The sequence below is a fragment of the Curtobacterium sp. MCPF17_047 genome, assembly GCF_003234045.1.
Classification (GTDB): Bacteria; Actinomycetota; Actinomycetes; order Actinomycetales; family Microbacteriaceae; genus Curtobacterium.
On the sequence record NZ_QKSF01000006.1, the window covers coordinates 83,277 to 95,941 of the forward strand.

At 71.3% G+C, this 12,665-nt stretch carries 9 protein-coding genes; all 9 read right to left on the minus strand.

Annotated elements, in window-relative coordinates; all coding sequences use genetic code 11:
- Positions 1 to 42: 42 nt before the first annotated feature.
- The 9 genes from DEJ33_RS07855 to DEJ33_RS07895 are packed head-to-tail and all read right to left on the minus strand — an operon-like array spanning position 43 to position 12,651.
- Positions 43 to 1,320, minus strand: a complete 1,278-nt coding sequence (locus DEJ33_RS07855) for an FtsQ-type POTRA domain-containing protein (RefSeq protein ID WP_111194656.1) — start codon at positions 1,318 to 1,320, stop codon at positions 43 to 45.
- Positions 1,317 to 2,747 (minus strand): UDP-N-acetylmuramate--L-alanine ligase, encoded by a 1,431-nt coding sequence (murC, locus tag DEJ33_RS07860; RefSeq protein WP_111194657.1) that lies wholly within the window; start codon positions 2,745 to 2,747, stop codon positions 1,317 to 1,319. Before murC ends, DEJ33_RS07855 begins: the two co-directional genes overlap by 4 nt.
- Positions 2,744 to 3,856: an undecaprenyldiphospho-muramoylpentapeptide beta-N-acetylglucosaminyltransferase gene (murG, locus tag DEJ33_RS07865; RefSeq protein ID WP_111194658.1), complete on the minus strand. Its 1,113-nt coding sequence runs from the start codon at positions 3,854 to 3,856 to the stop codon at positions 2,744 to 2,746. The genes murC and murG overlap by 4 nt, the downstream gene beginning before the upstream one ends.
- Entirely contained in the window at positions 3,853 to 5,172 is a 1,320-nt protein-coding gene (gene ftsW / locus DEJ33_RS07870) for a putative lipid II flippase FtsW (protein ID WP_111194659.1), read from the minus strand. Before ftsW ends, murG begins: the two co-directional genes overlap by 4 nt.
- The gene (murD, locus tag DEJ33_RS07875) at positions 5,135 to 6,664 is read right to left on the minus strand and encodes a UDP-N-acetylmuramoyl-L-alanine--D-glutamate ligase (protein WP_111194660.1); all 1,530 of its coding nucleotides are present in this window, start codon (positions 6,662 to 6,664) and stop codon (positions 5,135 to 5,137) included. Before murD ends, ftsW begins: the two co-directional genes overlap by 38 nt.
- Positions 6,661 to 7,764: a phospho-N-acetylmuramoyl-pentapeptide-transferase gene (mraY, locus tag DEJ33_RS07880; protein WP_110903093.1), complete on the minus strand. Its 1,104-nt coding sequence runs from the start codon at positions 7,762 to 7,764 to the stop codon at positions 6,661 to 6,663. The genes murD and mraY overlap by 4 nt, the downstream gene beginning before the upstream one ends.
- Positions 7,761 to 9,227: a UDP-N-acetylmuramoyl-tripeptide--D-alanyl-D-alanine ligase gene (gene murF / locus DEJ33_RS07885; RefSeq protein ID WP_111077638.1), complete on the minus strand. Its 1,467-nt coding sequence runs from the start codon at positions 9,225 to 9,227 to the stop codon at positions 7,761 to 7,763. Before murF ends, mraY begins: the two co-directional genes overlap by 4 nt.
- Entirely contained in the window at positions 9,224 to 10,846 is a 1,623-nt protein-coding gene (locus DEJ33_RS07890; RefSeq protein ID WP_111077737.1) for a Mur ligase family protein, read from the minus strand. Before DEJ33_RS07890 ends, murF begins: the two co-directional genes overlap by 4 nt.
- A 35-nt stretch (positions 10,847 to 10,881) precedes the next feature.
- Positions 10,882 to 12,651: a penicillin-binding protein 2 gene (locus DEJ33_RS07895; protein WP_111077639.1), complete on the minus strand. Its 1,770-nt coding sequence runs from the start codon at positions 12,649 to 12,651 to the stop codon at positions 10,882 to 10,884.
- Between the last annotated feature and the right edge of the window lie 14 nt (positions 12,652 to 12,665).

A 12,665-nucleotide genomic window follows, 5' to 3' on the forward strand; every position in this document is an offset into this window, starting at 1 on the left:
GCGGCGCAGATCGTGTCGCCGCCGCACCGGCTCGGTGCGCGGTCACCCCTGCGGGCGGATGATCCCGTTGTCCGGCGCGGACACGTCGTACTCGACCTTCGAGTCCTTGTCCCGTGCCGCATGGTCCTTCACGAGGGCGGCGAGCAACGTCGCCTTTGCCTGGGACTCGTCCGGGCTCCCCCACACCACGCTCGACCCGTCGCTCATCGTCAGCGTCACGTCGTCCGAGGTCGACGCTGCGATGCCGGACACCTGGTCGCGCACACTGGCGGGCATCGCCAGCACGACCTCGGTCATCGTGCGGAACACCGTGCTGCCGAGCGCCGCCCGACCGATGTCCGCCACCGGCATGCCGTCCGGCCGCTTCGTCGTCGACTGCACGACGATGCCGGCCGGGTCGACCAGGTCGAACGTCTTCCCGGACTGCACCGCGACGACCGGGGTCCGCTCCGTGACCGTGACGACGAGGGTGTGCGGCGGCTCCTCCTCGGTCACGTAGCTCTCGATCAGCGGGAAGCCCGCGATGCGCTGCTGCACCTCGTCGAGGTCGATGCGGGCGAGCGGCGTGCCGATCTGACCCGACAGCGCCGCACGGACCTGCGCGGCATCGACCCGGTCGGTGCCCTTCACCTCGATGGTCTGCAACGCCATCAACGGCGAGAACACCGCGACGAGGATCGACACCACGAGGACGACGACGACACCGCCCGCCGTGATCCACGCCGCGCGTCGGTGCCGGGAGCGGCGGGTGAACCGACGGACCTCGGCGCGCTCGAGCAGTCGGCGACGCTTGCGGGCGACACGGGCCTCGCGGGCGGTCTCGGCAGCGCGGACGCGGGCACCGATCGGCGTCTCGTGCGGCACGTGGGTGGACACCGGGGCGTCGATCACGTCGGTGCGGGTACCGACACCCGCACGGGAGGGACGACGCGGCTCCGTCACGTCGGCATCCGTCGCGGCGGCACCCGGCGCGCCGACACGGGTCGGCTCGTCACCGGTCAGGCGTCGGTCCAGCGGCACCGGCGCGGTCAGGCGGTCGTCCAGCGTGTGGTCGTCCTCCGTCAGGTCGACCTCCGGGAGGTCCGGCAGCAGCGCGTCGAGCCGGTCGGGGACGTCCGACGCGGGGGTGGACGCGGCCACGTCGTCGCGGGGAACCGGTGTGCGCGAGGCACGCCGGGCCTCCCGGGCACCGCTCAGCGCTGACCGGAAGCCGCCGCCGCGAGCCGGACGTCCGCCCCCGGCCGCGCCGTCACGACCATCCGGGCCGGCGGACCACTCGTCGGCCCCGCCCCGGTCGTCGAAGCCCTCGGGGCGCTTCACCGGCCTGCGGCTCCGGCGTCGTCGGAGGTCTGCAGGGCCGTGAGGACCTGCGGGATGATCCGGTACACGTCACCGCAACTCAGGGTCATGATGATGTCGCCCTCCCGGGCGACCGCAGCCGCACGGGCCGAGGCCTCGGCCCAGTCGGGCAGGTAGTCGACGCGGGCCTGGTCGGCGAAGCGCTCCTGCACCAGGGCGCCGGTGACGCCGGGCTCCGGGTCCTCACGCGCGCCGTAGACGTCGAGCACCACCGTGTGGTCCGCCAGGTCCTCGTAGACCTTCGCGAAGTCGGCTGCCATCAGCCGCGTCCGCGAGTACAGGTGCGGCTGGTGGATCGCGATGATCCGGCCCTCGCCGACCACGTCGCGGGCCGCGTGCAGGGCTGCGGCGACCTCCGTCGGGTGGTGGGCGTAGTCGTCGTACACCGAGACGCCGCGCTCGACGCCGTGCAGCTCGAACCGCCGCTCGGTGCCACCGAACGCCTCGATGCCACGGACGGCGTCGGCCGGCTCGACACCGAGGCCGACGAGCACCGCGAAGGCGCCGACCGCGTTGACGGCGTTGTGCCGACCGGGCACACGGAGGGCGATGTGGTGGCTCGCGCCGCCCCAGCGGAGGTCGACCGTCACCCCGGCGCCCTCGGTGATGCGCTCGATGCGGACGTCGGCGCCCTCGGCCTCGCCGAAGGTGACGATCTCCGGGGCATCGGGACGGGCACGGATGCCCTCGGTGACGCGGACCGCGCCGGCGTCGTCACTCGAGACGACGACACGCTCGCGGGCCTTCGCGGCGAACTCGACGAACGCGTCGATGAAGGCCTGCTCGCTGCCGTAGTGGTCCAGGTGGTCGGGGTCGACGTTCGTGATGAGTGCGATCGCGACGTCGTAGAGCAGGAACGAGCCGTCGGACTCGTCCGCCTCGACGACGAACAGCTCGCTGCTCCCCGGTGCCGAACTCGTGCCGAGCGACTGGATGACGCCGCCGTTGACGAAGCTCGGGTCCAGGCCCAGCTCGACGAGCGCGGTGACGACCATGCCCGTCGAGGTGGTCTTGCCGTGCGCGCCCGCGACCGCGACCAGGCGGTGCTCGGAGATCAGCGCGGCCAGGGCCTGCGACCGGTGCAGCACCGGCAGTCCGCGACGCTGCGCCTCGAGGAGCTCGGGGTTGTCCGGCCAGAGGGCACTGGTGACGACGATCGTGTCCGCGTCACCGACGTTCGCCGCGTCGTGACCGATCCGGACCTCGGCACCGAGCTCGCGCATCCGGCCGGTCGTCGCGGTCTCGCGGGAGTCGCTGCCGGTGACGCGGTGTCCGGCGGCCAGGAACATCCGCGCGATGCCGCTCATGCCGGACCCGCCGATGCCGACGAAGTGCACCGTGCCCAGGTCGTCCGGGATCGGCTGGGTGAGGTCCGGCTTGATGGTCATGCTTCCTCCGTGGTGCTGGTGGTGCTGCGTCGCCTGCTGGTGCGGGCGGCGCTGAGGACGAGTTCCGTCATCCGGTCGGCTCCGTCGCGGTGTCCGACACTGCCGGAGCGGACGGCCATGTCCGCGATGCCGGCACGGTCCTCCAGGATCGTCAGCAGCTGCAACGTGATCCAGTCCGGCGTGAATTCCTGGTCGGCCACGAGCACCGCTCCCCCGGCGGCGACCACGTCGCGGGCGTTGTGCCGCTGCTCGCCGTTGCCGACCGGGTACGGCACCAGGACGCTCGGCAGTCCGACCGCGGTGAGCTCGCAGACCATGCCGGCTCCGGAGCGCGAGACGACGAAGTCCGCCGCGGCGTACGCCAGGTCCATCCGGTCGCAGTACGGCAGCACGTGGTACCCGTCCAGGTCGCTCGGGCCGATGTCTGACGCGGCACCGACGACGTGCAGGATCTGCCAGCCCGCGCCGAGGATCGTCGCCGCGGCCTGGTTGACGGTGCGGTTGATGCTCCGCGCGCCCGAGGAGCCACCCGTGACGAGCAGCACCGGGCGGTCCGGGTCGAGGCCGAACTCGGCGAAGCCCGCCGCACGCTCGGCGCGACGGTCGAGCCGCTCGATCTCCCGGCGCAGGGGCATGCCGACGACCCGGGAGTGCGGCAGCCTGGTGTTCGAGAAGGTCACACCGACGTGGCTCGTCAGGACGGCGGCCATCCGGTTCGCCAGCCCCGGCTTGGCGTTCTGCTCGTGCACGACGATCGGCGTGCCGGTCCGCTTCGCCGCGACGTACGCCGGCGCCGCCGCGTACCCACCGACGCCGAGCACGACGGCGATCTCGCGCTCGCGGATGATCTGTTCGGTGCGCCGCACCGCCGACCAGAAGGCGCCCGGGAACCGCAGCGCGGCACCGTTCACCTTCCGCGGGAACGGCAGGCGCGGGATCGTCACGAGTTCGTACCCGCGTAGCGGGACGAGCCGGGACTCGAGCCCCTCGGCGGTGCCGAGGACCAGGACCTCGTCCTCCGGGGACCGCTGGGTCAGTCGATCGGCGACCGCGAGCAGCGGGTTCACGTGTCCGGCGGTCCCGCCGCCGGCGAAGAGGAAGCGGCTCACCGCAGGGCTCCGTTCCGTGTCCCGGGTTCCGGGACGGTGGTGCCGCGCACACTGCCACCGGAGCGGCTGGGCAGGTCACGGGCGAAGGACAGCACGACCCCGATGGCGACGAGCGTCATGATGAGCGCCGATCCACCGGCTGAGATGAGTGGGAGCGGCACACCGAGCACCGGCAGGAGCCCCAGCACGACCGCGATGTTGACGAGCGCCTGCCCGATCACCCAGGCGAGGACGCCGCCGGTGACGGTGCGGACGAAGGGGTCCGGCGAGAGGCGGATGACGCGGATCATGCCGATCGCCAGGACGACGAACAGGGCCAGCACGACGACCGCGCCGATCAGCCCGAGCTCCTCACCGACGATCGCGAAGATGTAGTCGTTGTCCGCCTCGGGCAGCCACGACCACTTGAGCTTCGAGTTGCCGAGACCGACGCCGAACACCCCGCCGGACGCCAGCGCCCACATGCCGTGGACGGGCTGCCAGCAGAGGTCCTGCGCCTGGTTCGAGTCGGTGCAGCCGGAGAGCCACGCGCTGATGCGCGACTGCCGCGAGCTGGAGGCCATGGTCACGACCGGCAGCATGACCGCGATCGCGACGACCCCCACCGCGAGATGTCGCAGGCGGACACCACCGACGAACAGGCTGCCGAAGACCAGGATCATCATGATCATGGCCGTGCCCTGGTCGCCGCCGACCAGGACGAGCCCGATCGAGACGGCGGTCGCGAGCCCGACGGGGATGAAGACCTCACGCCAGTCGTGCAGCTTCTCGCGCTTGCGGAACAGCACCGCGCCGATGCCGAGCACCAGGGCGAGCTTGAGGATCTCGGACGGCTGGGCGGTGAACCCGCCGATGCCGATCCAGTTCCGGTTGCCCTGGACCGAGATGCCGATCGGGCTGAACACCAGCAGCTGCAGGACGAGCCCGACACCGAGGATGCGCATCGCCCAGCGGCGCCAGAACTCGGCGGAGAGCCGGCTGACCACGAGCATCAACGGCACGCCGATGAGCGCGTACAGGCCCTGCTTCGCGAAGGCGCCGAAGAAGCCGTGCTTGTAGCGGTACTCCTCCACGCTCGACGACGACAGGACCATCACGACGCCGAAGACGACGAGGAAGAGCGTGACGCCGAGGATCGTGTAGAACGTCGTGGACTCGGCCACGAAGACGTTCTTGACGGCCACGACCGCGCCGTTCGAGCGACGGCGGGCACCGTCCACCCCGGAACTCACGCGGGCGCCGGCTGCGGCTCCCGCTGCGCCGGCACGGGCCCGGGCACTACGGCCGTTCGCCGGCAGATCCGTCGGTGTCGCCATCGGCGTCGCCTCCCAGGTGCTCGTGGACCGCTGCCGCGAAACGTTCGCCCCGGTCGGCGTAGGAACCGAACTGGTCGAAGGACGCGGCGGCCGGGGCGAGGAGGACCGTGTCGCCCGGCCTCGCGACCGATGCGGCATGCCGGACCGCCTCGGGCATGACCTGTTCAGTGTCCAGCGCTTCCACCTGCAGCACCGGGACCGTCGGCGCGTGTCGTGCGAATGCCTCCAGGACGGGGGCCCGGTCGGTGCCGATCACGACGACGCCACGGACCCCGGGCCCGAAGCGCTCCACCAGGCCGTCGATGTCGACGCCCTTGAAGAGCCCGCCGACGATCCACACCACGGAGTCGAACGCCGACAGCGAGGCGGTGGCGGCATGCGGGTTCGTCGCCTTCGAGTCGTCGACCCAGGCGATGCCGTCGGCGGTGGCGACCGACTCGGTGCGGTGGTGGTCCGCGCGGAAGGCCTGCACGGCGGAGCGGATCGCGCTCGGCGGGACGGACCCGGCGCGGGCGAGTGCCGCGGCGGCCAGCACGTTGGCGGTCATGTGCGGGCTGTCGAGCCCGGCGGTCTCGAGGTCCGCGACGGTCGCGAGTTCGAGCGCGCTGTTCCGGCGGTCCTCGCCGAAGGCACGGTCGCAGAGCACGTCCTCGACGACCCCGACGTCGCCGGGGGCCGGCACGCCGAGCGAGAAGCCGACCGCACGGCAGCCCTCGACGACGTCAGCGTCCTCCACCATGCGGCGGGTGACTTCGTCGGCGGTGTTGTAGACGCACGCCAGGACGGTCCGCTCGTAGACCTTCGCCTTCGCCGCGCGGTAGGCCTCGGCGGACCCGTGCCACTCCAGGTGGTCGTCGGCGATGTTGAGGCACGCCGAGGCGAGGGGCACGACGGCACCCGGCCCCTCGGACGCCATCGAGTGCAGCTGGTGGCTGGACAGCTCGACCACCAGGACGTCGAAACCCTCCGGGTCGCGCACCACGTCGAGCACCGGGACGCCGATGTTGCCGCAGGCGACGGCACGCAGTCCGGTGGCGGCGAACATCGCCGTGGTCAGCTGTGTGGTGGTGGTCTTGCCGTTCGTCCCGGTGATCGTCACCCACGGAGCGGCGACCGGGCCCTTCACCACCTTGTCGCGGACGCGCCAGGCGAGCTCGATGTCGCCCCAGACCGCGCCGTGCTCGTGTGCCCAGACGACGGTGGGGTTGTGCGGCGGCAGGCCCGGCGACACGACGACCAGGTCGGGTGCCTGCTCGACGAGTTCCGCGGGCACCGTGTCGAGCGGCGTCTGCACGAAGCGCGCACCGATGACGTCCAGCAGCTCGACGCTGTCGGCGGGGGCGTCGGTCGAGTAGACGACGACGTCGCTGCCGAGTTCGGCGAGGGTGTCCGCCACCGAGAACCCGGTGGTGCCGAGGCCGAGCACGGCGACCCGCAGCCCCTTCCAGCCCTCGGAGTGCCAGCTGTCGAGACCGTTCAGGCGTTCGCTCATTGGACTCGTGCGATCCATTCCAGGTAGAACAGTCCGACCCCGGCCGCGACGCAGAGCCCCGCGATGATCCAGAACCGGACGACGACGGTGACCTCGGCCCAGCCCTTGAGCTCGAAGTGGTGGTGCAGGGGGCTCATCCGGAAGATGCGCTTGCCGTGCGTGATCTTGAAGTACGCCCGCTGCAGGATGACCGAACCGGTGACGATGAAGAACAGGCCGCCGATCAGGATGAGCAGCAGCTCGGTACGGCTGAGGATCGCCAGACCGGCCAGCGCGCCGCCGAGCCCGAGGGAGCCGGTGTCGCCGAGGAAGATCTGCGCCGGCGACGTGTTGTACCAGAGGAAGCCGATCAGGCCGCCGCAGACCGCGGCCGCGACGACCGCCAGGTCGAGCGGATCCGTGACGGTGTAGCACGCGTGCTTCGTGCTCTCGTCGATCCGGGCGCCGCCACAGATCTGGTTCGACTGCCAGAACCCGATGATGACGTAGGACCCGATCGCCAGGATGCTCGACCCGGTCGCCAGGCCGTCGAGCCCGTCGGCGACGTTGACGCCGTTCGAGGTCGACACCGTGAGCAGCACGATCCACGCCAGGAACAGGATCGTGCCGATGACCGTGCCGAGCGCCATGAAGTCGAGCCACGGGACGTCCCGGATCGCCGAGATCATGGTCGACGCCGGCGGCTTGCCGCTGTCGGCCGGCACGACGAGGGCGATGGTGGCGAAGACCACACCGACGATGACCTGCCCGAGGACCTTCGCCCAGCCGCCGAGCCCGAGGCTCCGCTGGCGTCGGACCTTGAGGAAGTCGTCGACGAAGCCGACGACGCCGAGCCCGACCATGAGGAACAGGACGAGCAGCCCGGACAGCGTCAGCGGGTCCCGACCGACCAGGTGTCCGACGAAGTAGCCGAGCACCGCGCCGAGGATCAGGACGATGCCGCCCATGGTGGCGGTGCCGCGCTTGGTGTGGTGCGACTGCGGACCGTCGTCACGGATGAACTGCCCCCACCCGAGTCGGTGGAACAGCTTGATGAACAGCGGCGTGAGCAGCAGTGTGAACACCAGCGACACAGCGCCGGCGACGAGGAGCGCGATCATTCGGGGACACCTCCGAGGCGGTCGCCGAGGAACCGCAGCCCGGCCGACTTCGAGGACTTGACCAGGACGACGTCACCCGGACGCACGAGTTCCTGGAGGGCACGGACGGCGTCGTCGACGTCCTCGATGAACACGGACTCGCCGTCCCACGATCCCTCGAGGGTGGCGGCCTGGTGGATGGGCATCGCACCGCGGCCGACGACCACGAGCTGTCCGATGCCGAGCCGGACGACGAGTCGACCGATCGTGTCGTGCTCCTCCACCGAGAACTCCCCGAGCTCGGCCATCTCGCCGAGGACGGCGACGGTGCGCTCCCCCGGTCGGACGACCTGCGCGAGCGTCCGCAGTGCGGCGGCTGTCGAGTCGGGTGAGGCGTTGTAGGCGTCGTTGATCACCGTGACCCCGTCCGGGCCCTGCAGCAGCTCCATGCGCCAGCGCTCGGCACGCGTCATCGACGCGAGGGCCTCGGCACCGTCGGCGAGCGGCACACCCCAGAGGTGCGCCACCGTCAGGGCGGCGGCCGCGTTCATCGCGTGGTGCTCCCCGAGGATGGCGAGGCGGACGTCGACGGTCTCGAGGACGTCGGACGGGCCTCCCGTCAGGTCGTCGGGTGTCGGTGCGGCGTCACCGACGGGAGGCGCGGTGAGCGTGAAACGGGTGCCCTCGCGGTCCGTGGTGACCCCGCTGATGCGGTAGTCCGCCGCGGCGGACGTGCCGAAGCCGACCACCCGGGCGTCGGTGCGCCCGCGCATCCGCGCAACGCGGTCGTCGTCGACGTTGAGGAGTGCGGTCGCGGTGGCCGGGAGGTCGGTGACCATCTCGGACTTCGCGCGCTCCGTGGCCTCGATCCCGCCGAACTCGCCGGCGTGGGCGAGACCGACCTTCAGCACGACACCGACGTCGGGCTCGGCGATGCGGACGAGCTTCGCGATGTGGCCGATGCCGCTCGCGCCCATCTCGACGACCAGGAACCGGGTGCCCGTCGTGATGCGGAGCATCGAGATCGGGGCACCGACGTGGTTGTTGAACGAGCCCTCCGGCGCGACGGTCTCGCCGGCGCGGGACAGGATCGTGCGGAGCATGTTCTTCGTGCTCGTCTTGCCGTTCGAGCCGGTGATGCCGACCACTCGGAGTGACCCGCCGGCGCGGACGCGTGCAACGACCTCGTGCGCCAGGGCGGCCAGTGCGGCGTACCCGTCGGCGACGACGATCTGTGCGGTGGCGGAGTCGGCGGGCAGGTCGACGGCACGCTCGGTGACCACCAGAGCGGCACCTGCGGCGGCGGCGGCCGGCACGAAACGGTGTCCGTCGGTCTCCTCACCGAGCAGGGCGAAGAAGACGCTGCCGGGGGCGACGAGCCGCGAGTCCGTCTCCACCGAGCCGTCGACGATGGAGTCAGCGGCACCGCGGACGAGTTCGCCGTCGACCGCGGCGGCGATCTCGGCGAGGGTCAGCGCGATCATCGGGCGTCCTCCGCCGGGCCGGAGTTCGGTTCCCAGCCGGCTTCGCGGAGTGCGGCGCGGGCTTCGTCACGTGCCGAGTACGGCGTCCGGACGCCCTGGATGTCGCGGTAGTCCTGGTGGCCGGGGCCGGCCCAGAGGATCGAGTCCCCCTCGCCGACCAGCGCGACCGCGGCACGGATGGCGGCCTCGGGCGGGCTCACCTCGTGGATCTCGTGCTCCGGGTACGCGTCGCGGGCTGCGTCCACCAGGGTCTTCCGGATCGACGCGGCGTCCTCGAACCGCGGGTGGTGGTCGGTGACGACGAGGATGTCCGACCCCTCGGCGGCCACCCGGGCCATGTCCGCGCGCTTCGTCGTGTCGCGGTCACCGTCGGCGCCGAACAGCATGACGACCTTGCCGGGCGTGAACTGGCGGACCGCGGCGAGGGTGTTGAGGAAGGCGTCCGGGCTGTGCCCGAAGTCGACGTAGACGCTCGGGCCGGAGTTGCCGGAGACGCGCTCGGTGCGACCGGGCAGGTAGCACTCGATGGCGCTGACGACGGTGCCGTCCCGCTCGTCGGCGTAGGTGCGGTGGTTCGTCTCGAGCGCGTGCGCGATGGCCCCGAGCTCGAACCCGCCCTCGACGAGCATGACGATGGCGAGGGCGGCGTTGGCCGCCATGTGCCAGCCGATCAGGGGGACGCGGGTGGTGAGCTCGCGGCCCTCCGGTCCGGTCAGGCGGAACTCGGTGTAGGCGGCGTGGGCCTCGACGATGTCGACGTGCCACTCGGCCTCGACCTCGGGGTGCACGGTGATGGTGGTCACCGGGATCCGGCTGTCCTGGACGACGCGCTGACCCCAGTCGGTGTCGAGCGAGACGACACCGCGGCGGCCGTGCTCCGGCTGGAACAGCGGCAGCTTCGCCTGGAAGTACTCCTCCATGTCGGCGTAGTCGTCGAGGTGGTCGTGGCTGAGGTTCGTGAAGGCCACGACGTCGAAGACGATGCCGTCGACGCGGTGCCGGCTGAGGGCCTGGGCGCTGACCTCGACGGCGACGGCGCGGACCTCGCTCTCGCGCATCCGGGCGAGGAGGGCGTGCATCTCGCTGGCCTCGGGCGTGGTGAGCCGACTGGTGACGCTGAGCGAACCGATGTGGCGCTCGGCGGTCGAGCTCAGGCCGGTGACCAGGCCGAGCTGCTTGAGGACGCCTTCGAGGATGTACGAGGTGCTGGTCTTGCCGTTCGTCCCGGTGACGGCGAAGAGCTGCGGCAGCTCGGCCTCGTCCGGGTTCGTGCGGTACACCCACGCGGAGACGTCACCGAGCGCTGCCCGGGGGTCGTCGACGACCAGGACCGGCAGGCCGGACGGCTCGGCGACCGCCACGCCGTCGGCATCGGTCAGCACGGCGACCGCACCGCGCTCGGCGGCGTCGGCGGCGAACTCGGCGCCGTGGCGGTTCGCACCGTGGACGCCGACGAACAGGTCACCGGGCTGCACCTCGGCGGCGCTGAGGGTGACGCCGGTCGTCTCGACGCCGTCGAGCGACCCGACGACCCGGAGCCCGAAGGCGTTCGCGAGTTCGGCGACCGGCCGCGGGGTCGGGTGTTCGGGCCGGAGGACCGGGGGGATCCGTGCTGACAAGTGCTCCTTCTTCCTCACCACGTGGACGGGTCGGCCTACCAGGTCGACGGGTAGGTCCGTGCCTGTGTCGTGGAGGGGGCGACTCGGTACTTCTCGAGCACCTGGGACATGAGTGTGCGGAACGCCGGAGCCGCTCCGCTCGACCACTTGGTGGCCTGCGGCTTCGTGAACGTCACCGTGACAACATACTGGGGGTCTTCGGCGGGGGCCATTCCGGCCACCGAGATGATGCGATCCGCGCCGTAGCCCTTCGCTCCGTCGGCGACCTCGGCCGTTCCGGTCTTCGCGGCGATGTTGTAGCCGGAGATCGGCTTCATGCCGACGAGGGTGCCGCCGGTCACCACGCTCTGCAGCATGTCGACCGTCTGGGTCGCGGCGGCGGCCGACACGACACGCTTGCCCTGCACGTCGGGCGCGTCGATGGTCGTGCCGTCCTCGGTCTGGCAGCCCTTCACCATGTGCAGCGGGATCCGCACACCCTGGTTCGCGAGGGTCTGGTAGATGCTCGAGACCTGCATGGCCGTGGTCGAGATGCCCTGGCCGAACATCGAGTTGATGTCGGTCTGCTTGTCCCACTGCGGGCTCGCGCCGTAGTTCATGGTGGGCTGGCCCGGGTAGTCGATCGCCGGCTCGGGCTCGAACAGGCCGAACTCGCGCATCACGTCGTACCGCTGCTGTGTCGTCAGCTTCGAGCCGAGTTCCGTGATGCCGACGTTCGAGGAGTCCCGGAGGATGCCGGTGAGCGTGAGGTTCTCGGTGGGGTGGAGCTCGGAGTCGTGGATGGTGCCGCCCCAGGGGAACGTCCGGGAGTACGGCACGACGGCCTGGGTCGTCGGGCTCGCCAGCCCCTTGTCGATGAGGGCGGCGGCGATCGCGGCCTTGATCGTCGAACCGGGCTCGTAGGCGGCGGTCAGGGCTCGGGAGCCGTAGGCGCCCGGGTCCTTCGTCGCGTCGACGTCGTTCGGGTCGACCGTCGGGTAGTCCGCGACGGCCAGGACCTCGCCGGTCTTGGCGTTCACCACGGTGGCGGTGGCGGACTCGGCCCTGAGCTGCTGCGCGGCGTCGGCGATGTCCTGCGACGCCATGTACTGCAGGTCGCTGTCGATCGTGGTGACGAGCGTGCCGCCGTCCTTCGCGCGCTTCTGGGTCACGGTGCTGCCGGGCAGCTGCACGCCGTCCTCACCGCGCTCGTACGTCTCGGAGCCGTTCGTCCCGGCAAGGCACTTCTGGTACGCCAACTCGAGGCCGGCCTGGGCACCGTCGGTCCCCATGAAGCCCGTCACGTTGCCGGTGGCTGCGCCGGTGGGGTAGGACCGTGCGGCCTGCTGCTCCGGGTAGAGCCACGGCACCTGCAGGGCGCGGACGGCCTCGTAGTGCGCGACGTCGATCCCCTTGACCAGGTAGGCGAAGTCGGACTTCGGGTCGGCGGCGATGTTCGCCTGCATCGCGGCGACGTCGCCGCCGGAGGCCTTCGCGATCGCGCTGAGCGCCTGGTCGACCGAGATCTCCTTGACGCGGGTCCCGCCGAGCTTGCCGTCGAAGGGCTTCACCAGTCGCGGCGACGTCGTGATGTTGTACCGGACCACGCTCTCGGCCAGGGCCGTGCCGTCACGGTCGACGATCGTGCCGCGGGTGCCGTAGAGCGTCACCGGGATGCTGCGCTTCGACTCGGCGGCCTTCGACAGCTCGTCGGCCTGGACCACCTGGATGTCGACCAGTCGGACCACGAACACCGCGACGAGCGCGATCACGGCGATCATCACGACGCTGTAGCGCAGTCGTCGGTTGCGGAGCGTCTTCGTCACGAGCGGCCTTCCCG

Excerpts from the sequence above, each read along its gene's own strand:
- murF (WP_111077638.1), bottom strand. The coding sequence starts at position 9,227 with ATGATCGCGCTGACCCTCGCCGAGATCGCCGCCGCGGTCGACGGCGAA.
- ftsW (WP_111194659.1), bottom strand. The coding sequence starts at position 5,172 with ATGGCGACACCGACGGATCTGCCGGCGAACGGCCGTAGTGCCCGGGCC.
- murC (WP_111194657.1), bottom strand. The coding sequence starts at position 2,747 with ATGACCATCAAGCCGGACCTCACCCAGCCGATCCCGGACGACCTGGGC.
- murD (WP_111194660.1), bottom strand. The coding sequence starts at position 6,664 with ATGAGCGAACGCCTGAACGGTCTCGACAGCTGGCACTCCGAGGGCTGG.
- mraY (WP_110903093.1), bottom strand. The coding sequence starts at position 7,764 with ATGATCGCGCTCCTCGTCGCCGGCGCTGTGTCGCTGGTGTTCACACTG.